Annotated in this window: 23 protein-coding genes; 16 read left to right on the forward strand and 7 right to left on the reverse strand. The window is 56.2% G+C overall.

The annotated features are described in order from the left end of the window. Positions 1–15 precede the first annotated feature (15 nt). Positions 16–3,075, forward strand: a complete 3,060-nt coding sequence (locus tag ABLQ08_RS08495; RefSeq protein ID WP_352940736.1) for an efflux RND transporter permease subunit — start codon at positions 16–18, stop codon at positions 3,073–3,075. Between the two features lie 190 nt (positions 3,076–3,265). Beyond that, positions 3,266–3,814 carry a TetR family transcriptional regulator gene (locus ABLQ08_RS08500; protein WP_352940738.1) on the forward strand — a complete coding sequence of 183 codons (549 nt, stop codon included), beginning with the start codon at positions 3,266–3,268 and terminating at the stop codon, positions 3,812–3,814. A 56-nt stretch (positions 3,815–3,870) separates the two neighbouring features. Here ABLQ08_RS08500 and ABLQ08_RS08505 read toward each other — a convergent pair whose 3' ends face one another. Next, entirely contained in the window at positions 3,871–4,794 is a 924-nt protein-coding gene (locus tag ABLQ08_RS08505; RefSeq protein WP_352940740.1) for a LysR family transcriptional regulator, read from the reverse strand. Positions 4,795–4,895: 101 nt separating this feature from the next. Here ABLQ08_RS08505 and ABLQ08_RS08510 point away from each other — a divergent pair, with 101 nt between their 5' ends. The 9 genes from ABLQ08_RS08510 (at position 4,896) to ABLQ08_RS08550 (ending at position 12,472) form a co-directional block, all read left to right on the forward strand. Continuing rightward, positions 4,896–5,855, forward strand: coding sequence for a tripartite tricarboxylate transporter substrate binding protein (locus ABLQ08_RS08510; protein WP_352940742.1), 960 nt, complete (start codon positions 4,896–4,898; stop codon positions 5,853–5,855). 112 nt (positions 5,856–5,967) lie between these two features. Continuing rightward, positions 5,968–6,444: a tripartite tricarboxylate transporter TctB family protein gene (locus tag ABLQ08_RS08515; RefSeq protein WP_352940743.1), complete on the forward strand. Its 477-nt coding sequence runs from the start codon at positions 5,968–5,970 to the stop codon at positions 6,442–6,444. A gap of 4 nt (positions 6,445–6,448) precedes the next feature. Then, positions 6,449–7,963 carry a tripartite tricarboxylate transporter permease gene (locus ABLQ08_RS08520; RefSeq protein ID WP_352940745.1) on the forward strand — a complete coding sequence of 505 codons (1,515 nt, stop codon included), beginning with the start codon at positions 6,449–6,451 and terminating at the stop codon, positions 7,961–7,963. Beyond that, positions 7,956–9,074 carry a lyase family protein gene (locus ABLQ08_RS08525; RefSeq protein ID WP_352940747.1) on the forward strand — a complete coding sequence of 373 codons (1,119 nt, stop codon included), beginning with the start codon at positions 7,956–7,958 and terminating at the stop codon, positions 9,072–9,074. Before ABLQ08_RS08520 ends, ABLQ08_RS08525 begins: the two co-directional genes overlap by 8 nt. A gap of 195 nt (positions 9,075–9,269) precedes the next feature. Further along, complete coding sequence (locus ABLQ08_RS08530; RefSeq protein ID WP_352940748.1) at positions 9,270–9,557, forward strand: HlyU family transcriptional regulator; 288 nt, start codon at positions 9,270–9,272, stop codon at positions 9,555–9,557. Between the two features lie 136 nt (positions 9,558–9,693). Continuing rightward, on the forward strand, positions 9,694–10,266 hold the full coding sequence (gene pgsA / locus ABLQ08_RS08535) for a CDP-diacylglycerol--glycerol-3-phosphate 3-phosphatidyltransferase (RefSeq protein ID WP_352940750.1): 573 nt from the start codon (positions 9,694–9,696) through the stop codon (positions 10,264–10,266). Positions 10,267–10,321: 55 nt separating this feature from the next. Next, a complete protein-coding gene (moaD, locus tag ABLQ08_RS08540) occupies positions 10,322–10,573 on the forward strand; it encodes a molybdopterin converting factor subunit 1 (protein ID WP_352940752.1) in 252 nt (83 codons plus the stop codon). A 3-nt stretch (positions 10,574–10,576) separates the two neighbouring features. Beyond that, positions 10,577–11,056 (forward strand): molybdenum cofactor biosynthesis protein MoaE, encoded by a 480-nt coding sequence (locus ABLQ08_RS08545; RefSeq protein WP_352940754.1) that lies wholly within the window; start codon positions 10,577–10,579, stop codon positions 11,054–11,056. 108 nt (positions 11,057–11,164) lie between these two features. Next, the gene (locus tag ABLQ08_RS08550) at positions 11,165–12,472 is read left to right on the forward strand and encodes a multidrug effflux MFS transporter (protein WP_352940756.1); all 1,308 of its coding nucleotides are present in this window, start codon (positions 11,165–11,167) and stop codon (positions 12,470–12,472) included. Positions 12,473–12,572: 100 nt separating this feature from the next. Here ABLQ08_RS08550 and ABLQ08_RS08555 read toward each other — a convergent pair whose 3' ends face one another. Then, positions 12,573–13,475 (reverse strand): branched-chain amino acid aminotransferase, encoded by a 903-nt coding sequence (locus ABLQ08_RS08555; protein ID WP_352940758.1) that lies wholly within the window; start codon positions 13,473–13,475, stop codon positions 12,573–12,575. Positions 13,476–13,719: 244 nt separating this feature from the next. On the opposite strand from ABLQ08_RS08555, the gene ABLQ08_RS08560 reads away from it, so the two are divergent. The 3 genes from ABLQ08_RS08560 (at position 13,720) to ABLQ08_RS08570 (ending at position 16,414) form a co-directional block, all read left to right on the forward strand. Beyond that, entirely contained in the window at positions 13,720–14,277 is a 558-nt protein-coding gene (locus ABLQ08_RS08560; protein WP_352940760.1) for a MarR family winged helix-turn-helix transcriptional regulator, read from the forward strand. A 32-nt stretch (positions 14,278–14,309) separates the two neighbouring features. Next, complete coding sequence (locus tag ABLQ08_RS08565) at positions 14,310–15,008, forward strand: response regulator transcription factor (RefSeq protein WP_352940762.1); 699 nt, start codon at positions 14,310–14,312, stop codon at positions 15,006–15,008. Positions 15,009–15,109: 101 nt separating this feature from the next. After that, positions 15,110–16,414, forward strand: a complete 1,305-nt coding sequence (locus ABLQ08_RS08570; RefSeq protein WP_352942563.1) for an ATP-binding protein — start codon at positions 15,110–15,112, stop codon at positions 16,412–16,414. A gap of 18 nt (positions 16,415–16,432) precedes the next feature. On the opposite strand, the gene ABLQ08_RS08575 is transcribed toward ABLQ08_RS08570, so the two are convergent. The 5 genes from ABLQ08_RS08575 to ABLQ08_RS08595 all read right to left on the reverse strand — a co-directional run bounded on the left by ABLQ08_RS08575 (position 16,433) and on the right by ABLQ08_RS08595 (position 19,560). After that, a complete protein-coding gene (locus tag ABLQ08_RS08575) occupies positions 16,433–16,774 on the reverse strand; it encodes a tRNA-binding protein (protein WP_352940764.1) in 342 nt (113 codons plus the stop codon). A 69-nt stretch (positions 16,775–16,843) separates the two neighbouring features. Beyond that, entirely contained in the window at positions 16,844–17,539 is a 696-nt protein-coding gene (locus ABLQ08_RS08580) for a TetR/AcrR family transcriptional regulator (RefSeq protein WP_352940766.1), read from the reverse strand. Positions 17,540–17,631: 92 nt separating this feature from the next. Further along, positions 17,632–18,450, reverse strand: coding sequence for a pyrroline-5-carboxylate reductase (gene proC, locus ABLQ08_RS08585; RefSeq protein WP_352940767.1), 819 nt, complete (start codon positions 18,448–18,450; stop codon positions 17,632–17,634). Continuing rightward, positions 18,447–18,947, reverse strand: a complete 501-nt coding sequence (locus tag ABLQ08_RS08590) for a YbjN domain-containing protein (protein WP_352940769.1) — start codon at positions 18,945–18,947, stop codon at positions 18,447–18,449. The genes proC and ABLQ08_RS08590 overlap by 4 nt, the downstream gene beginning before the upstream one ends. 346 nt (positions 18,948–19,293) lie before the next feature. Further along, on the reverse strand, positions 19,294–19,560 hold the full coding sequence (locus tag ABLQ08_RS08595; protein WP_352940770.1) for an accessory factor UbiK family protein: 267 nt from the start codon (positions 19,558–19,560) through the stop codon (positions 19,294–19,296). A gap of 184 nt (positions 19,561–19,744) precedes the next feature. Between ABLQ08_RS08595 and lgt the strand changes: the two genes are divergently transcribed. Both lgt and ABLQ08_RS08605 read left to right on the forward strand, forming a co-directional pair. Then, positions 19,745–20,578 (forward strand): prolipoprotein diacylglyceryl transferase, encoded by an 834-nt coding sequence (lgt, locus tag ABLQ08_RS08600; RefSeq protein ID WP_352940772.1) that lies wholly within the window; start codon positions 19,745–19,747, stop codon positions 20,576–20,578. After that, entirely contained in the window at positions 20,575–21,663 is a 1,089-nt protein-coding gene (locus tag ABLQ08_RS08605; protein ID WP_352940773.1) for a class I SAM-dependent methyltransferase, read from the forward strand. The genes lgt and ABLQ08_RS08605 overlap by 4 nt, the downstream gene beginning before the upstream one ends. Positions 21,664–21,710 lie beyond the last annotated feature (47 nt).

Here is a 21,710-nt window from a genome sequence, read left to right on the forward strand (position 1 = left end):
GAGCGAAGCAGACCCATGGACATCTTTGTTCGCAAACCGGTTCTCTCGCTGGTGATCTCGCTGTTGCTCGTATTGGGCGGACTTTACGCGACAACCAAAGTCCCAGTGATCCAGTTCCCGGTCATTGAGAGCTCTGCCCTGGAAATCACGACCAATTACACAGGGCTTTCAGCCGAAGTCGTGCAGGGTTTCATAACCGACCCGGTGGAACGTGCCGCGATGAGCATATCCGGCGTAGATTTTGTCGACTCCAAGACAGTTGCAGGCCGAAGCACCGTAACAGCCTGGCTCAAACTGAATGAAGACAGCACGGACGCACTTGCTGAATTGACTGCCAAACTCAATCAGATCCGTTCGGATCTTCCAACCGGCGCTGATGATCCCTTCATTGAGTTGAAACGCGCGGATCGAAGTGCCGCCGCTTTCTACTTGTCGGTCAAATCAGACTATTGGGAGCGCCACGAAGTCACCGATTACCTGAACCGGAATGTCATCCCTACCTTTTCCTCGATCGAGGGTGTTCAGCGAGTCGGAATTGAAGGCGGACGCGATCCGGCCCTGCGCATCTGGCTCGATATGACACTCCTGTCCGGTTACAACCTGTCTACCCAAGACGTCCTGCTTGCTCTGCAGAACAACAATCTGGTCGCGGCAATCGGCAATGTCGAAGGTGATCGGCAAAAGCTCAACATCATCACGAATGCCAGTTTGCAGAACGAGCAGGACTTCCGCGACCTTGTTGTCAGGGATCAGGGTGGCTTCATTCTGCGCCTGTCGGATATTGCCCGGGTCGAGATGGCCGAGGAACCAGGCATGATCGACGCCAGGGACAATCAGGAACAACGGGTCTTTCTCTCTGTCTGGCCGCTGCCCGGAGCCAACGAGATTTCCATCGGCGATGAGTTGTACAAGCGCCTTGTGACGGTGAACAACGCTCTTCCCGCGGGAATGAAAATCACCATCGTTTATGACTCCACCACCTATATGCGCAGTGCCTTGATGGAGATATTCAAGACGCTGGTCGAGACAGTGCTGTTGGTCGGCGGCGTCATTCTCTTGATGATGGGCTCGGTTCGCGTGGCGCTGGTTCCACTGATCGCAATCCCGATCTCAATCCTCGGCTCTATCGCCGGAATGATGGTCATGGGCTTCACGCTCAATCTTCTGACGATCCTGGCCATTGTGCTGTCTGTCGGCCTTGTCGTTGATGACGCCATTGTCGTGGTCGAAAATGTTGCTCGGTACAAACGTCAGGGCAAGTCACGGCTGGAAGCGGCCCTATTGAGCTCACGGACGCTTTTCCAACCGATCGTGGCCATGACCTTCACGCTCGCAGCTGTCTTTGTCCCAATCGGATTTGTCGCCGGTCTCTCCGGAGCCCTGTTCAAGGAATTCGCCTTCACAATGGCAACCGCCATTGCCATCTCCGGTGTCGTCGCAGTGACGCTTTCGCCGATCATGAGCGCCTATGTTACGACCGACAAGGGGCATGAGCCGTTTCTGGCCCGGATCGTCAACAGGGCGTTCGACAGGCTCAGCAACGGCTACGGACACCTGCTCAGAAGGCTTTTGAACTGGCGCTGGCAGATCATCACCTTTGCCCTGATCTTCTCGCTCCTGATGGTTCCGTTTTACATGTTCTCAGCCAAGGAACTCGCCCCTGTGGAAGATCAGGGAAACATCAACGTCGTCATCAACGCCGCGCCGGGCAGTTCCCTGGAATCCGTCAATGAAAGCATGAACAAACTGGTTGATCTCGGACTGCAGCTCCCTGATGCGGAGGAGTTCTGGCAGATCCTGACCAAGGATGGCGGGTTTGGTGGCATCAGTTTCAAAAACTTTTTCGATCGCGAGCAAAACGTGAAGGAGATCCTGCCCCAGTTTTACGGTCTTCTCGGCCAGATCGGGGAACTGAAAGTCCTTCCCTTTCTCGGGTCGGCCTTGCCAACGGCCGGTCAATTCGACGTCGAGATGGTGATCAAGGGTCCCGGCGATTATGAAGAACTGCAGCAACTGACCTACCAATTTCTCGGTGCGGGCTTTGAAAGCGGAAAGTTTCTCTTTGTCGATACCGATTTGAAGATCGACTTGCCGATCATCAGGCTGGACTATGATCACGAGCGGATGGGAGATCTGGGTTTGACCAGCTCGCAGATCAGCAACCAGCTTTCCTTCATGCTTTCAGACAGATACCTGAACCGTTTCGACGCCAAGGGCAGAGCCTATCAGGTCATTCCGATGGCGAAGCAGGACATCAGGCAGAACCCTCGCGAGTTGGAAAAACTGTCCATTCGCCTGAATGACGGTTCGTTCGTTCCCCTCGGGTCAATTGCAAAAGTATCCATCGCCGCTGGTCCGCGACTTCTCGGCAAGTTTGATCAGCAACGGGCCTTTCGGATTTTCGGCGCCGTGGTCCCCGGCACGACAAATGGCGAAGCGCTGGCATTTCTGGAAAAAGCAGCCGAAGAAATCCTCCCCCCTGGCTACAGCATCGACTATGCGGGTGTCTCACGGCAGCTGAAACAGGAAGGCAACAGCCTGATTGTGGCGCTCGTCTCGTCCCTGGCTCTGGTCTATTTTGCACTCGCCATACAATTCAACAACTTCCGGATACCGCTCATCATTCTTCTAGGCTCGGTGCCGCTTGCCCTGTCGGGAGCGCTGATGTTCGCGTTTCTGGGGCTGACGTCGATCAACATCTATTCGCAGATCGGCATCATCACGCTTGTGGGCCTGGTCGCCAAGAACGGAATTCTCATTTCAGAATTTGCCAATGTTTTGTTCGAGCAAGGGAAAACCCGAGTGGACGCGGTCATCGAAGCAGCACAGTCACGTCTGCAGGCGATTTTGATGACGACGGCCGCTACCGTCGTCGGACACATCCCCCTTCTTCTTGTCGAGGGACCAGGTGCCGAAGCCAGAAACAGCATTGGTATCATCATTGTCGCCGGCATGGTGGTGGGAACCTTCTTCACCCTGATTGCCCTGCCCTTCATCTATCTGCTGTTCAGTCCATCAACCAGAAAAGCCGAGCAGGTCGACACCACCTGCGAAAGCGCTCTGCAGGAAGGCTGAGCAGTTCCTCCGTTGTCCGCCCGGCGTTTTTGCGACATAAAGCCTTTCCCGCAGGTTCATTCGGATTTGAGCTGACCCAAATCCCGTTGCCGCAAACTCGCGCCGGGCGGACGCCCTTCGGTCGTACCGGCACCTTTGTTGTGTTCCCAGGTGGATGAGCCTGGATCGGTTCGTCTCGGAAAGGACTTTCGTGTCTCGTTACAAGAAACTTGATCCGGATCTTCTGCTCGATGCAGCTGAAAGCGTCATCATCAATGAAGGTGCGCATGCCATTTCCATCGGCGCGGTCGCAGCGGCAGCCGGCGTGACCAAAGGCGGCATTCAATCCAATTTCGGAACGAGGGAAAAACTCATCGAAGCACTGTTCCATCGTTGGGGTATTGCGCTTGACGACAGGATTGAACAGATCCGCAAGACCATGCCGGAAGACGCGGACCCGCTCGACATCTTCCTTGAAGCCAACTGGCAACACCATCTTGAGAACCCAAAACAAGATGCCGCGATGATGTATCTGATGACGCAGAGCTCCGAACAGCGCGAGGCTGCGCGGGAATGGATCTCTGACAAAATTGAAAAGTTGTCGCTCGGCAAAGAAGACGGCAAACGACGGCGCCTGAGGTTCATCGTTTTTCAGGCACTCATCGTGATGAAGTCGATGGAACTGGCCCCCTTCTCGAAAACCGAGTGGAAAGAGATCTTTTCAGAAATCAATGACCTGCTCGGCGACAAAAAGACCTGATCCGCGCGCGGAAGTCGCCCTGTTGCCGAGCTTTTCAACGGTACAGGAAACTTCCTTTAACCACTGCCCGTCAGGTCCTGCATGGTTTCGCTGCCTTCACAGGATCTTCGGACGTGGTCTTTAAGCATTTTTTCGAAATCGAATGCGGCTTTTGCCGGTTCAGCACGCCTTGAATATAGAAGACCGAAGGTCATCCAGCGTTCCGGTATGATCGGAACCATTTCGATCTGTTCCCTGAAAGGTTGGACAACCATTTCATCTGCGATCGTAACGCCGCCACCGGCGGCAACGAGCGAACAGGCAAATTGCGATGACGAAACTTCAAGACTGCGTTCCGGCATGACACCGGCGGAGTGAAACATGTCGTCGAGCTGTTCCCGTAGAAGCAGGCCCGGCATAAGCCTGATGACCGTCTCGCTTGCCAGCTTTTCAGTTGAAATCGCATCTTCCTGCGCCAACAGGTGTTTCTTCGGGAAAATGGCAAGTGCGCGCACACGCAGAAGAGGAACCGTGCGGATTTCAGGATGTCTTACCGGCAGGGCTCCGATGCCGATGTCATATTCCTGCCCCGCCAACCATTTGCCTGCCTCCCGTCTTGCCCGCAGATCGACGCTAACGCTCACATCCGGATTTTTGCGAGAGTACTCCACCACCACCGGTGCCGAGAGGTATTGCGCGATCCGGGGCATGGACACGATCCGCAGTTTCTGGGATCTGCCGGCGCGGATATCATCGGCAATCCTTCTGACTTCATCCAGATTGTCCAGAATGCGGCCTGCCTCACGATAAAACGCGATGCCTTCCTGGGTGGGAGACAGGCTTCGGCCACTACGGTCGAACAGCTCGAGCTTCAATTCGGCTTCCAGACCGGAAATCAGGCGGCTGACAGCCGGTTGGCTGAGATGCATCAGCTCGGACGCGGCGGCAATCGTTCCTTCCGACAGCGCATACCGGAATGCGCGCAACGCTTTGATGTTCATCGCCACACTCTTACATATTTTGCAAGATATAATAACATAATTGCAATTCTTGCAACCAACTCCGGCTGGTACGATTGAACATCGCTCAGGGAGGAAAGCGCATGAAACGCAGAGACCTTTTCAAAGCGGCCCTTGCAGCCGCAATCATCGCCGTCAGCAGCAGCGCGTCGATCGCGGCAGATTGGCCCAAACGTCCGATAAATCTCGTCGTTCCCTATAAGGCCGGCGGTGGTACCGATGCCTATGCTCGCGCCATTGCAGCCGCAGCCAAAGATGTGCTCGACGTTCCGGTCGTCGTCGTCAACAAGGCAGGATCCGGTGGTCTGAATGGTGCGAATGCCGTGGTAAGAGCACGCCCGGACGGCTACACGATGATGATGACATCGGGCGGTTCGTTCCTGCTCTCCACAATGACCCGTGACACCGACATCGACGCTCTGGAGAGTTTCGATTTTGTCGCCCAGGTGGGACAACTCAGAACTTCCTTGATGGTTCCGGTCAGCAGCCCCTTTCAAAGCGTGCAGGATGTCATCGATGCAGCCAAGACAAACCCGGGCTCACTTCGTTGGGCGCATTCCGGTCGCGGCGGTTTCCACCACGTAGGCGGGCTCGGCTTTCTCGCCAGCAACGGCATTGAGGCCCAGGATGTCCCGTTCAAGGGAGGTGGCCCCACTCGCGCGGCACTCATAGGCGAACAGGCCGATTTCGGCTTTCTGGGAGTGCAACAGCATCGCGGATTTGAAGACCAGCTTCGCGCGCTAGCGGTCAACAGTCAGGATCGCGATAGCGTCATGACGGATGTTCCGGCCTTCGGTGAACTCGGCATTCCCTTCGCGGCGGTTTCTTCTCCAGTGATCGTGTTCGCTCCAAAAGGAACGCCTGCGGAAATCGTGTCTGCAATGGAAAGCGCATTGGCGGAAATCACGGCCAAGCCTGAGTTTGCGAAACTTCTGGCAGAGCGCGGCACCGGTCCGGTCTATGCCACGGGAGCGGACGCCAAGGCAGCCCTTACGGCAATGAAAGCCGACGCGCAACCGCTGATCAATTCGCTCTCGAATTGACTGTTTGGCGGGCCGCGACACAAGAAACCGGCCCGCCCGACAACCGCGAGAAAACGGCGGTGCCGGGAGTGCTCCGGTCCGGTAATTCCAGAACATTCGGGGAGGAAGCATCGTGAAGGACGTGATCGAAGGTCTGGCGTTGCTTGTATTGTCGCTGATCGCAATTTGGGGGGCCTGGCAGGTTCCGCAGGCAGCCCCGGGAGAGACCTGGGCAGGACTGGTTCCGTTCGGCGCAGCTCTCGCGTTGTTTGGCCTTTCGCTGTTTCTTGTGACAGGCGGCTTGCGATCGGTATCCCACGGCTCCGGTTTCGACGATCAACAGACTTCGACGACGGGCACTCGGGAGATCCTCACCCTTTTCCTTATCGCCCTCGTCTACCAGCAATCGTTCCGCTGGTTCGGCTATGTCCTTCCGACCGCGATAGTGGCGCCCGTCGTGCTTTACATGTTCGGGGTTCGAAACAAGGTCGGCCTGACCGCCTCCGTCTTTCTTTGCCCGCTGGTCTTTCACATCATCTTCTTCGAGTTGCTCGGTGTCTTCCCGCCCTACGGTGAAGTCTTCGACCTCCTCGACGCCATTCGGGGATAGGCAAATGGAAATCTTTCCCGCACTACTCTCGGTTATCACCGATCCTGTTCTACTCTTTGCCATTGTGCTGGCTGCGGCGGTCGGGATGATCGTGGGGGCAACGCCAGGTCTGACTGCATCTGCCGCCATTGCGATGTTGCTGCCGATCACCTTCTACATGCCGCCGCTTTTTGCGCTCGCCTTTCTGTATGTAATTGGAAAATCGGGGCGCTATGGCGGTTCGATCGCGGCAATCCTGTTCAACACGCCGGGAACGGCGGCAAGCGCCGCAACTCAGATCGATGGATATCCGCTGGCCAGGGCAGGCAAGGCGGGCAAAGCGATGAAGGTCGCGACGATTTCATCCGTCATCGGCGATTTCATGGGCGATATCATGTTGGTCGTCGGCGTCGGCTTCATTGCGGCGCTTGCGTTGAGGCTCGGCCCGCCGGAGACCTTTGCCATCTATTTTGCCGCTTTTGTCGTCATCGGCTCTGTCATCGGCAAGTCGGTCGTCAAGGGCATGATTTCCGCGCTTCTCGGTATTCTGGTCTCTATGGTCGGTCTCGACCCGATCACCGGGCAGGAGCGCTTCACGTTCGGTTCCTTTGAACTCAGCAATGGCATTGGACTGGTGCCGCTCATGATCGGGGTTTTCGTTCTGGGTGAAGTCTTCGCCCAGCTGGAGGAACGCAGCAAATCCACCGGTGAAGTTCGCGAAAACACCAGTGCCCCTGATGGTCATTCACTCACATACGACGAATACAAGCCCTGCATTCCACATGCGATACGCGGTGGTTTCATCGGCGCCGGCATCGGCGTTCTGCCCGGGCTCGGGTCAGCCATCGCCGCATTCATTTCCTATGGAGAAGGCAAACGGCGGGCAAAGAACCCGGAATTGTGGGGCAAAGGCGCACTTGAAGGCGTCGCTGCTCCCGAAGCTGCAAACAACGCCGTCTCTGGCCCCTCCATGGCGCCCTTGCTGACACTTGGCATTCCAGGCTCGACCATTGGCGCAATCCTTCTGGGCGTCTTTCTCATTCACGGCATCCAGGTCGGACCAACCCTTTTCCTGACGGACCGGGAGCTCGTTTATCAGCTGTTTGCTTGTGGCATGCTTGGGATCGTCGCCTACGGTTTCATCGGTTACTTCGGCGCTTCCCAGGTTGCCCGTATCATTTTGAAGGTCCCGACATCTGTACTTTACCCGCTTATTTTCCTGACCGCTTTCGTTGCTGCCTATTCGGCGCGGGGCTCTCTCTTCGATGTCACCGTCATGACGTTTGCCGGCTTCGCTGGCTGGCTGATGCGGAAATTCGAGTTCAACGTGGCGGCTTTCGTGATCTCCTTCGTTCTGGCCAAGGGCGCGGAAGAGACCTTCCGGCAATCACTTCTGATGTCGGACGGCGGCATACTCATCTTTGTCGAACGGCCGATTGCAACCGGGTTCCTTTTGCTTGGCATTCTGGCGATGGCCGCGCGCATACGGGCGATCATGCGCGAGCGGAAAGTCGTATCCGGAGAGCTGGAAGATGCTTAATTACGACCTATACAAGGACTGCCTGTCGACCGGAGCCATGCGTGAGATCTGGTCGGAAGCCGAAACGATTGCCACCTGGTTACGCGTTGAGCAGGCATTGGCACGTGCACAGGCTGATCATGGGCTCATACCCCGGGAGGCTGCGGACCGGATCGGGGAGATCGTGCTTGCGCAAATTGATGGAGAAGAACTCAGACAGGAAATGATGCTTGTCGGACGCCCGATTGTCGGTTTGGTCAGGCAACTGAAGAAGCTCGTCGGAGAACACGCCGGACAGGTTCATTACAGGGCGACCACGCAAGACATCATGGATACGGCACTTGCGCTGCAGATGAAGAGCGGTCTGTCAGATATCACCGGTTCTGTCCTTGCGATCATCGCGTTGGTTGAACGCTCCATCGAAAAATATGGCACGGCAGACATCATCGGCCGCACCAATGGGCAATATGCGGTGCCTGTTCGGCTGTCCGTTAAATTGACCCTGTGGCGGGAGGAACTTGCGCGCCGTCTCGAAGCAATTGAGCAAGCCGCAGATCGTGGTCTAAACGTCCAGATTGGCGGACCAGTCGGCGATTTACGAGGTTATGAAGACGCGACAGGCGCGCAAATCAAACAGGCGGTCGCCAAGCATTTCGGCCTCGGCGTGATCACACCTCACTGGCAAAACACACGAGACGGGGTTTTCGATGTGACCAACGCTCTTGGATCCTTGTGCGCCACACTTTGCAAGATCGCTCACAACGTCAATCTTTTGGCCTCTTCTGATATCGCCGAGGTTTCGGAACGCCATACGAATGGACGTGGGGTGTCTTCCGCGATGGCGCACAAGCGTAACCAACGTGCTTCGGAGTTTTCCGAAGCGCTTGCACGGCTCGGCAGGCAGCGCGCCGAACAGATGGGGGAGTTGACGCTCCATCAACATGAACGATCCGGCGGGGTCTGGATCGGTGAATGGCTTCTGGTACCTGAAATCTTCCTGTTGACCGCAGGGGCCTTGCATTGGACCACGCTCATGTTCAGCGGACTGGAGTTTCATACAGATCAGATGCAGAACCGCATCCGGGAATTTCATAACTCGAAGTTACCGGCGGGCGCAGCACCGGGACATTGATCCCCATAGCTTGCACCTGAAGGTGCGTGCGGACGCGTTTGCGCCGCCGGTTTTCGGCCGGTTGTGATCTGCAAACGTGTTGGTGGTGTTGAACAATTCCCACATCAGATTTCCTTTCCGTGAAAACAGACACCTTGATGCTCACTCTCCTGCCCCGTAAAAGGGATGGAAACGGGACAGGAGTGGGTCCAAAAAATGATCGGCAAGATTTTCAAGTCTCTATTCGGTTCATCCGAAGAGGGTAAAAGCGCTTCCAAAAGCACCGTCGTCGTATACGACGACTTTCAGATCATCGCGGAACCGCAGCCATCGAACGGCCAATGGCAGGTTGCCGGACGGATCGAGAAGCAGTTTGGCGAAACGACCAAGACTCATCGCTTCATCCGCGCCGACACATTGCCGGGCGAGACAGACGCGGCCAACGAGATGGTCCGCAAGGCCAAAATGATGATTGACCAGCAAGGCGATAGGATATTCGATTGAGGCCAAGCATGAATTGGTGGCTCTGATCGCTGTTTCTTGCCTCTAATCTGGACGTTGGAGCACGATACCATTGCCAAATGCCCACTGCCTTGGGTATTTGACGCACTGGTCCGCAGTCCGAATTTTGAAAGCCGATATGACACGACAAGTTGTTCTCAGCCTGCCCAACATTTTGACATATGGGCGCATCCTGGCGGTTCCGGCTGTCGCGGCCTGTTTTTACTTTGAAGGCACCACTCCCCGCTGGATCGCTTTGGGCCTGTTCGTGGTTGCTGCCATCACCGACTTCTTTGACGGCTATCTTGCCAGAGCCTGGCAGCAACAGTCCGCACTTGGGCGCATGCTGGATCCGATCGCGGACAAACTGCTCGTTTCCGTCTGCCTTCTGATGTTGGCAGGCGACGGTACGATTGGCGGGTGGTCCATGATCGCCGCGATCATCATCTTGTGCCGCGAAATACTCGTTTCCGGTCTAAGAGAGTTTCTCGCCGAGCTTCAAGTCAGCGTACCGGTCACACAATTGGCGAAGTGGAAGACGACCGTTCAACTCGTCGCCATTGCCTTTTTGCTGGCAGGTCCAGCAGGTGACACGATCTTTCCGTTCACGACGCTGATGGGCCTGATTGCACTTTGGCTTGCCGCCACACTTACACTATATACGGGTTACGACTACTTCCGGGCCGGAATTGGCCATCTTATTACTGAGTAGGTGCCGGACGGAATCTTCCGGCTGAAATCTTGCAGCCGCATCATTGAGGGGTCTCATGAACATCCGCTATTTCGCCTGGGTTCGCGAACGGGTTGGCATTGAAGAGGAAGAACTGGAAATTCCGGGCGTGGTCAAGACCGTTGGGGATCTGATCGCTCACCTGAAGTCGCTCGATGCCAATCACGCAGCCGCCTTCGAAGAAGAAGAAGCAATTCGGGTAGCTCTGGACCAGGTGCATGTGGAAGCTGACGCTGCCCTGGGCAACGCAAAAGAAATAGCGTTTTTCCCACCGATGACAGGTGGCTGATTGATGTCGGTAACACCGCTGATCCGAGTTCAAAGTGAAGATTTTGACGCCCAGGCAGAAGCTGCCCGCCTGACCGCGGGCCGCAAGGATGTCGGTGCAATTGTCAGTTTCACCGGTTTGTGCCGTGACGAATCCGGAACACTGAGCGCTCTTGAGCTCGAGCACTATCCCGGCATGGCAGAAGCCGAACTGACCCGTATTGCCAAAGAGGCCATTGACCGGTGGCCGCTGACAGGCCTCACCGTTGTTCACCGGTTCGGCAAAATTCCTCCGGGCGAGAATATCGTTCTTGTCACTGCAGCTTCCTCCCATCGCCGTGCGGCGTTCGAGGCGGCGGACTTTCTGATGGATTTTCTGAAGACCCGCGCGCCCTTCTGGAAAAAAGAACATCTTGTTTCCGGTGACAACAGTTCCTGGGTCGAAGCAAAGTCCGTCGACGACAAAGACGCCGAGCGCTGGCTGAAATCGGGAACCGCCGAATAAGTTTTTCAGCCACCGGTCGAAAAGCCCGGCTATACTACATCTTCTCTCTCCGCCCGGGCACCAATGCGATGCGACTGGGCCTTGCCTCTTTGAAAAGGTCCCCAACTGGTGAAACACACAAGCGATTCAACTGGTTCATTTGCCGAGGCTCCGGCAGATAGACGAGCCACTTCGGATGGCTACAGCGAAACAGTAAGGGACCCGGGCATTCCCTTTGCAGAGTTCGTGACAATCATCGCCATGATCATGGCGCTGAACGCCATGGCCATCGACGTGATGCTTCCTGCTCTGCCCGCCATCGGCGACGCACTGGAAATCGTCGAAGAGAATAATCGCCAGCTCATCCTTCTCTCCTACCTTATCGGCTTTGGCGGCGGGCAGCTGTTTTTCGGGCCCATCACCGATGCCATGGGCAGGCGCAAAGTCATGACAGGAGGATTGGCGCTTTACAGCCTTGCCAGCGTCGCAGCCGTGTTTGCGGCAGATCTTGACCAGCTCCTGATCGCCCGCATTCTACAGGGCGTCGGCTGTGCGGCAGCGCGTGTCGCTGCATTGTCTGTCGTTCGGGACTGCTACACCGGCCGTCGCATGGGCAAGGTCATGTCTCTGGTCATGATGGTCTTCATGGCCGTGCCGGTCATCGCACCGTCAATCGGACAAGCCGTCCTTATCTTCGCCGGTTGGCCATGGATCTTCACTCTGCTGCTGCTTTCCGGCGTTGCCATGCTGGTGTGGACCGCCGTCAGGCTGCCGGAAACCCTGGCACCGCAAAACCGTCGCCCGATGGTTCTTTCCAAGATCATCGGTGCCTACAAGATGGCGCTGACGACCCGGGTCAGCCTTGGCTATACGGTCGGCACCGCGTTCATCTTTGGCGGCCTTTTCGCATTTCTCGCCATGTCACAGCAGATCTTTGTCGATGTGTTCGGACTTGGCACCCTGTTCCCGGTCGTCTTTGCAGCCATCGCAATTGCCATGGCTGCGTCTTCCTTCACAAACGCACAACTGGTCGAGGCGATCGGCATGCGCAGGCTCTCGCATGGTGCGACGGTCCTCTATACCGGCCTTGGCTTCCTGCTCCTGCTCATGCCTTTGCTTGGTCTTGAGAACTTCTGGACATTCATGATCCTGACTTCCCTGGTCATGATGTCCTTCGGCTTTATGGGGGCGAACTTCAATGCCATGGCCATGGAACCGCTTGGTGCGATCGCAGGAACCGCATCGTCCGTGATCGGAACCATAAGCACACTCGGCGGAGCCATCCTTGGATACATCATGGGTCAGCTCTTCGACGGCACCACCCTGCCGCTGGGTCTCGCCTTCACGGTCTATGGGCTCTGTGCCATCGGCTGCATTCTTTATGCAGAACGCGGCCGCATGTTTCATGCGTTGGAAAGAGCTGGTTCACCGGAATAGTCGAGGACAGTCACTCCAGACAACCGGGACCTCGGAATCCAGACAAAAGAAAAGGCGGGCAAGTTTGCCCGCCTTGATTTTTTGAACCAATGGAGTCCGTTCAGCCGGCTGCGGCCTGAAGAGCCGGGGCATTCGGCCTGACGGCGGCGTCATAGTCTTCCATCAGCGTCTTGATGATGTCACCAACCACAAACTGTTGTCCCGCAATCTCGGACACAGGCGTAACCTCGGCGGCCGTGCCGGTGACGAAGCACTGTTCGAAGCCGGCAAGCTCGTCCGGCATGATGGCACGCTCGATCACTTCAATGCCGCGATTCTTCGCAAGGCCGATCACGGTCCGGCGGGTGATGCCGTCAAGGAAACAATCTGGTGTCGGTGTGTGAATCTTGCCGTCCTTGATGAAGAACACATTGGCACCGGTGCATTCGGCGATCTGGCCGCGCCAGTCCAGCATCAGCGCATCCGTGTAACCTTTGGATTCTGCCGTGTGCTTGGAGATCGTGCAGATCATGTAAAGACCTGCTGCCTTGGCCTTGTAAGGTGCTGTCTTCGGATCCGGACGGCGGTATTCCGCCATGTCGAGACGAATGCCCTTCAGGCGCTCTTCCGGAGCGAAATAGCTCGGCCACTCCCAAGCGGCAATTGCCAGGTGAATGGTGTTGTTCTGCGCCGAGATACCCATCATCTCGCTGCCTCGCCATGCAACCGGGCGAATATAGGCATCGGTCAGCTTCATCCGGGCCAGGGTCTCTTCCTTGGCAGCGTTGATCTGCTCGGCGGTCCAGGGAATTTCAAACCCCAGCATGCGGGCGGATTCAAGCAGGCGCTCGGCGTGTTCTTCCGATTTGAAAATTCGTCCGCCGTAAGCCCGCTCACCTTCAAACACGCTGCTGCCATAGTGCAGACCGTGGCTCAGCACGTGAAGCTTTGCGTCAGACCACGGCACGAAATTGCCGTCGTACCAGATGTCACCACTGAGCTGATCAAAAGGCGTTCCAGCCATCTTTCATCTCCCGCTCGCTCTTTGAGCGAATATTGTTTTCCTGTAACAGAGGTGAATGACGCCAAAGACTTGCGCCAATATCCCCGCTGTATTTTTTGCACAGCACGCCAACTATCGGTATCCTGATGACCGCAGCGGCGACGATTGGATTCGTTTAACATCTGATGCCTAATAATGCATCAAAAAGACCGATCATTTCGCCTGCGGCTGCTAACAAGTAACAATCGACCAGAATTAAGTCAATATGACTGACGTAAATTTCAAACCAGCTGTTCCGCCCGTTGCCGGTGACCGGAGCAATGCCGGAGATAGACTCGACGGATCCGGGGGCGAGGAGACGCTTCCCTATGACCTGATCGAGCTCCTGTTTTTTGCATATCGGGATTTCACCAAGGATCCGGACGATGTCCTGGCCCAGTATGAATTCGGCCGGGCTCACCACAGAGTGCTGCATTTTGTGGACCGGAACCCGGGTGTCATGGTCACGGACCTGCTCGGGATATTGAGGATCACGAAGCAAAGTCTCGGCCGGGTGCTGAAACAGCTCGTCGACGCCGAGATCATTGAACAGCGAGAAGGTCATCACGACCGGCGGCAACGCCTGCTGTACACGACAGAGCGAGGCCACGACTTGGCTGTGGACCTCACGCGTCTGCAGCAAAAACGCCTTGAACGCGCCCTAATTGGAATGCCAGATGGCAGCGAGGAAATCGTCCGCCGGTTTCTGCTGCAAATGATCGATCCGGCAGATCATCCCGATGTTCTGAAGTTGGTTCGCAGTCCGTTCGATCTGAAAGACTAACTCTTGCTCGCCCATTGGGAAAAGTGGCCAAAATGACTGTTCAGGTGCCTGACGACAACGCCAACCACATTCTTCTGGTCGATGATGACAACCGGATCAGGGATCTGCTTTCCAGACTTCTGAAAGAGAACGGATTTCGGGTTTCCACCGCGGCCAATGCCGCGGAAGCGCGCACCTGCCTGTCCGGGCTCGAATTCGACCTGATCATATTGGACGTCATGATGCCGGGAGAGACAGGACTGGAGTTGGCCGCATCTCTTCGCGAAGATTCGCAGGTTCCCATTCTGATGCTCACGGCAAGGTCGGAGGCCCCGGACCGCATCGCCGGTCTTGAAGCAGGCGTCGACGACTATCTTTCCAAGCCGTTTGAACCGCGCGAACTGATGCTGAGAATTGCTGCCATCCTTCGTCGTGGCAATCTGCAGCCGGTCGTGATCACGGAAGAAATCCGGTTTGGCCCCTTTTCCTACAATGCCTCGAGAGGTGAGCTCAAGAACGGTGAAAGTCTGGTGCGGCTGACCGACCGGGAAAAACAGATCCTGTCGATTTTTGCGGAACAACCCGGAGCGACAGTTCCCAGACACAAAATCGTTGGTGACGAAAGCGGTCTTGGCGAGCGCACAGTTGACGTTCAGATCAATCGCCTCAGAAGAAAAATCGAAACCGATCCGGGCAATCCGATCTATCTGCAAACGGTCCGGGGCATCGGCTACCGGCTTGCTTGCGATTGAGTTGGGCGTAAATGGCGGATTTTGAAGCTTTTTTCCGGCGCTTCCCCCTGGCAACACCCCTGAAGCCGTTTCATCGAGTCTACCGGTTCATTTCCCATTTGATGTACCGGGTGATGCCGAAAGGGCTCTTCACCCGTACATTCCTGATCATCGTCGCACCGATCGTAATCTTGCAGTCGGTTCTGGTCTTCGTCTTCATGGAACGCCATTACCAGCTGGTATCCCGCCGAATGTCGGAAGCCGTGGTGCGAGAGATCGCCGCGCTGGTTTATGTTCTGGAAAATTATCCGCAGGATGCCCAGCACACCAAGATCGAGGAACTCGCCTCCCGGGCTCTTGGCATGTCTCTTACCGTCCTTCCCCTGGAACCTCTGCCACCACCCGCGCCCAAGCCATTCTTTGACGTCATTGACCAGGAACTGAGCCTTGCTATCAGCCGGAAGATCGGCAAACCGTTCTGGATCGACACCGTCGGCCGGTCCAGGTTTGTCGAGATCCGCATTCAATTGCAGGATTCCATCCTCAGGATCTTCACCCGTCGCAGCCAGACCTATGCTTCAAACTCACACATCTTCCTGGTCTGGATGTTCTCGACATCTCTGGTTCTGGTGGTGATCGCACTCCTGTTCCTGCGAAATCAGATACGCCCGATCATCCGGTTGTCTGAAGCGGCAGAGGCCTTCGGAAAGGGGCGTCCGGTCGAAAATTTCCGTGCCAGCGGTGCGCGAGAGGTGCGCCGCGCCAGCCTGGCTTTCATTGACATGCGGCGGCGTATCGAGCGTCAGATCGAACAACGCACAACGATGCTAGCTGGCGTCAGTCACGACCTCAGAACCATTTTGACCAGGCTCAAGCTTCAGATCGCATTTTTGGGCAACACCCCGGAAAGCGAAGCCATGCGCAAGGACGTGGACGAAATGAGCCACATGCTGGAAGACTATCTAGCCTTTGCGAGCGGTGACGGCGACGAGGACATCCAGAAAACCGACATTGCCCTCCTTCTGGAGGAGTTGGAGGAGGAAGCCGAAATCTCCGGCCATGCAGTGACAATTACCTTCGAAGGTCCGATGGAAGCAGAGGTCAGGCGCCTTTCTCTTAAAAGGTGTCTGTCAAATCTGGTCACCAATGGTTGCAAATATGGCAATCGGGTCGAAGTTGCAGGACGTGTCGAACGAGGCTGGCTCATTGTTACTGTTGATGACGACGGTCCGGGTATTCCCGAAGATCAGCGGGAAATTGCCTTCCGTGCTTTCCACCGGCTGGACCTTGCCCGAAACCAGGACGAGTCAGGAAGCGGTCTGGGCCTTGCCATTGCTCGCGACATAGCCCGCGCTCACGGTGGCGATCTTTTTCTGGAAGACAGTCCCATTGGCGGCTTGAGAGCCAAACTTCGCATTCCGGCTTAATATTCGGATCGGGTCAGCCTAGTAGAGCCGTCCACCAATTGGCACATCTTTGTCAGGCGTCAAGAGCACGACTTCCCCATCCGCGTCGGGAACACCCAAGGTCAGCACTTCCGACATGACAGGACCGATCTGGCGCGGCGGGAAATTGACAACCGCCATGACCAGACGCCCGATCAGGGTCTCCGGCGTGTAGTGCCTGGTGATCTGCGCGGAAGTTTTCTTGGTGCCGATATCGGGGCCGAAATCAATCCGCATCTTGTAAGCAGGCTTCCGTGCTTCAGGAAAAATCTCGGCTTCGACAATACGGCCGACGCGAACATCCACTTTCAGAAAATCGTCAAAACCAATCTGGTCACTCATGAACTCGTCCTCTCAATTTGGCGAGCGACCATGAAGTGTCTGAAAATTCATTGCAAGCGGGATTTGCAGTTACATTCCAGCGGGAGCTTCTCCACCGTACCCATCATCACTGACATCATCGTCTGAGTGCGAGCGTCGCCGACGTCTCCTTGACGCTTTCTTCAGGATAGATCGGAACCCTTTTGCAACGCTTTCCAGCCCGTCGATGCGCTTCATGAATGACGTACCTTTGTCCAGTTCCTTGTCGAGCCGGGCCATGGTACGCGGCATGCCCTCATCTTCTTCATCAAGCCAGACATCCACAACGCGCGCAAAAGCGATCGAAAGCCCTTGGGCAATGATACCCGCCTTGAGACCTGAGACATCGATCCCCGCTGCAATCAGCATCCATTTCTGGGACCGGACTTCCAGACGGTTGAAATCAATGGCGAGCGCCGGATCCTTTCGGGCCGCTCTGTGCAGAGCCCGGACGGCTTCCTTGTGTTCCGCCAATGCGTCGATCCGGGTCATCAGAATGTCGAAAAGCCGATCTCTGGCGGGTTGATCGCCAAGCTCCTCGTCACGTTCATCGAGCACTTCAGTGTCGATCTTTTCGGCAAACGCAGCCACCAGCGCAAGCTTCGACGCATAAGCTCCGCGCATATCGGACAGCTTGACCTTTGCCTTTTCTGCAATCAGCGGCAGAGAAACGCCCTCGTAAGGATGCTCGGCCAACAGATCCAAAAACGTCTGAAGGATCTTCTGCCTGGTCTTTGCGGTTGCCATAGAACGATCTCCAATATGCCTTTGAAAAGAAACATAGGAGACCGGGAATGCGGCGAAAAGGGTGACGCTCCGCCGCAGACCGGAAAACTGCTCTATTCCGCGAGTTCTTTCGCCCGTTTCACGGCAGCAGCGACCGCTTCGCTCATCACCGGCTGCAAACCTTCTGCATGCATCAGCACGTCCAGCGCTGCCGCCGTCGTACCATTCGGGCTGGTAACATTCTGACGGAGAATGGAGGGATGCTCACCGGACTGGTGCATCAGCTCGCCGGCACCGCAAACCGTGGCAACTGCCAGCTCATGCGCCAGTTCTTCGGGCAATCCGGCAGCTTTTCCCGCTTCACTGAGGGCTTCTGCCAGGTAAAACACATAAGCAGGACCGGAGCCGCTGACACCTGTGACCAGATCTATCTGGTCTTCGCTGTCCAGCCAAACCACCTTGCCTACAGCGGAGAGTAGTTTGGCAACGTCTTTCTTTTGCTCTTCACTCACGGTCTCCGTCGGATAGACGGCCGTGATCCCGCGTTTCACCATGGCAGGCGTGTTGGGCATGCACCGGCAGATCGGGACATTCCCGAAATAGAACTGGAATTTGGAAACCGCGGTTCCCGCGGCAACCGACAGCACCAGAGTGTCCGGTGCGACAGCGAATTTCACACCCGGCAGAACCTGATCCATCAATTGCGGTTTCACCGCGATGAGAACAATCCCGGCGGTGAGATCTTCAGGCACAGACGTGACATGGCGAATGCCATGCTGTTTCAACAACGCGTCCATCTCATCAGACAGACGCGGATCACATACGGTGATGGCAGCAGGTTCAATCCCCTCCGCCATCCATCCTGATAACATCGCCCCACCCATCTTGCCGGCTCCGACAAGCAGAAAGGGCCGTTCTTTGGAAAAACTCATGCTTCCCCTGCGGTTTCAAACAAGGCCGAATTCATCGCCTCCGAGGCCGAGTACCCGGCCCATACGACGAATTGAAAGGCTTGATAGAAACGCTCGCAGTTTTCAAGTGCATTTGTCAGCATTGCTTCGATCTGTGCGGACGAGGCTTCCGCCCCACCGGTCAGGAGAAGCGACTGGCGAAACATGATCACGTTCTCTTTGTGCCAGAGATCGAAATGCCCCATCCAGAGTTGCTCGTTTACCAGCGCCAGAAGGCGAACGACCTCCGTTTTCCGGGGATCCGTGACCTTCAGGTCAAAGGCGCATGCAAGATGCAGTGCCTCGACTTCTTCCATCCAGGAAAACGAGACATGATAGTCGCACCAGCTGCCACCGAGGGAGATAGTGATTTCGTCCTCGTCCGACCGTTCAAAAGTCCAATCGTTCAAGGCAGCGACAGTTTCGATTGTGTCAACGGGGTTGCCTGGTCGCTCGAACTCGATCTCGATGAGGCTCATAGTGCCTTCTCCCCTTCCGAGCCGGGGCCGAGTACCCGATCAGGATAACCGGGTGGGCCGCCGGGAAATGTCCCATGCCGGAGGAGCAACACGCATCCTTTGCTGGCCCGATTAGCGAACCGGTTCCGTCTTGCTCCGACGAATCCCTGTTATCATTGAGTATAGGATCAGGATTGATTTAAACGATACATACCAAGGGGACTGAAAAAGCCGAAACTTGTGGACGACTCAGCGGGAAAAATCATCACATTGCTCAAAATCACTGCAATTCCGCCAAGTCTATCCGTCGTATTTCTGTCATTAACAATTAACAGAAATCAATCAACTCAACGTCAACTGATCGACATCAGGCGTCGCCGGCATCCGCAGAATTGCCATCTTCCAGTTTTGCGAGTCGTGATTCGAGTTCCTCGACCTTGTCGAGCGCACGCACCGCCATTTCCTTGACTGCTTCGTGCTCCTCGCGCGAAACCACGTCCATCTCGGAAAGAAAGCGCTCGGCCTGCGCCCTGAAAGCGGTTTCCACTTCACGGCGCGCACCCTGGGCAACACCGGCAGCGTCGGTCATCAGTTTGGCGAAATCATCAAGTAGCCGGTTCGGGCCTTGGGTCATGTGACCCTCCTTCGTCAGGATTAAGATTGATACTTGAGAGGTATGAGGGATTTGTCTCAACTTCAAGGTCAAATCGCGCCGCACCCCTGATTGAATCTCTCGCTTGACGGACGACCAAAGATCGCGCAAGCGTTGCCCCGGAATTCAGCCCGCGTTTCGCGGGATCAGCACAAAAGGACCTGCCGTGCCACCATTACTCGTCCTGCCGTTTCCGGCGATAGATCCGGTGATTGTCGAAGTCGGTCCACTCGCGTTGCGCTGGTACGCCCTCGCCTACATTGTCGGGATCATTCTTGCATGGCGATACATGCGTGCGTTGATACTCAACGAAAGTCTTTGGGGCAGCACATCCAGACCGACCCTCGCCGACCTGGACGACTTCGTGCTCTGGGGCACAATTGGCATCATTGTCGGCGGCCGCCTCGGGTATGTGCTTTTCTACAATCCCGCTTACTATCTCGCCAACCCTGGCGAAATGCTTGCGGTCTGGACGGGTGGCATGTCCTTCCACGGCGGGTTTGCAGGAACTGTCATCGCAATGATCCTCTTTGCCTGGCGGCGGGGCCTGTCGATCTGGACCATGTTCGATCTCGCCGGCTGCGCTGCGCCCATCGGCCTGTTTTTCGGGCGTATCGCCAACTTCATCAATGCGGAACTCTGGGGACGGCCGACTGATGTCCCGTGGGCCTTCGTCTTCCCCGGCGCCGGCCCGGAGCCTCGCCACCCCAGCCAGCTCTATGAAGCTGCCCTGGAAGGCATTGTCCTGTTTCTAGTACTTCGTCTGCTGAGCAACAGGTTCATGCTTCTGAAAAAACCCGGTTTCCTTGCCGGCGCCTTCGCCTTCGGCTACGGCGTGGCCCGTTCAATTGCCGAACTCTTCCGGGTGCCTGATGCTCACATCGGCTATCTGAGCGGCTTCTTCACCATGGGCATGCTGCTCTCGCTACCGATGATCCTTGCAGGACTCGCGGTCATGATCTGGGCCTCAAACCGCAATCCAAAGGCCACTGCCCAGTGACCGACCTGAAAGACAAGATCAGGGCGCGGATTGCCAACGAGGGACCGCTGACGGTGGCCCAGTTCATGTCGATCTGTCTGGCCGATCCCGAGGCTGGTTATTACACGACCCGCGAACCGTTCGGTAAAGGCGGCGATTTCATCACGGCTCCCGAAGTCAGTCAGATGTTCGGCGAGCTGGTTGGAGCTGCACTTCTGTCCGCCTATGAAGCATTGGGGGCACCCGAGCAGTTTGAACTGGTCGAACTCGGTCCCGGTCGCGGAACACTGATGTCCGATCTGCTGCGCATGGCGTCACTACGACCGCCTTTCTTGAAGGCTGCCAGATTGAACCTGGTCGAAATAAGTCCACGACTTCGCATCATTCAGAAAAAGACACTTGCCCGCTCTCCGCTCAAGCCTGAGTTTCGCGACAACTTCCGCGATGTTCCAGACGGTCCTCTCATTCTTGTCGCCAACGAATTTTTTGACGCACTGCCAATCCACCAATTCGTCAGAACATCCGAAGGATGGAAGGAGCGGCAAGTTGGGCTGAACCGAAACGGAGAACTCTCCTTCGGCGCAGGCGCGGCGAGCCTCCCGGATGAGGCGGTGCCACCGGAATTTGCTCAAAGTCCGGAGGGAACGGTTTTCGAAACCCAGCCCGCATCCAATGCAATTGCCGAAGAAATCGGTGCCCGGCTGTCGGCAAGGGGCGGTATCGCGCTCTTCATAGACTACGGCTATCTGAAAACGGCTCCGGGAGACACGCTGCAGGCACTCTATAGACACGCATATGACGATGTTCTCTCTCATCCGGGAGATGCTGATCTGACAGCGCACGTGAATTTCGAAGCGCTGGCAACAGCGGCCCGTCGCAGTGGAGCCTCACCGCTTCCTGCCCTGTCGCAGGGAGAATTCCTGTTGCGCTCCGGTCTTCTGGAGCGGGCCGGAGTACTGGGAGCGGGTAAAACCCATGAACAGCAGGAAACCATCCGCGACGCGGTGGAACGCCTTGCCGCCCCCAATCAAATGGGAGACCTGTTCAAGGTTCTGGCGATAACGGGCAATGGAGAAGTGTTTTCACCGTTTGACAGCACAGCCTGAAGTCCTCAAGGATCGTTGCTTGAAAATTCGAATCGCACTCCTTCGGA

It is taken from the genome of Roseibium sp. SCP14 (assembly GCF_040329475.1).
Classification (GTDB): domain Bacteria; phylum Pseudomonadota; class Alphaproteobacteria; order Rhizobiales; family Stappiaceae; genus Roseibium.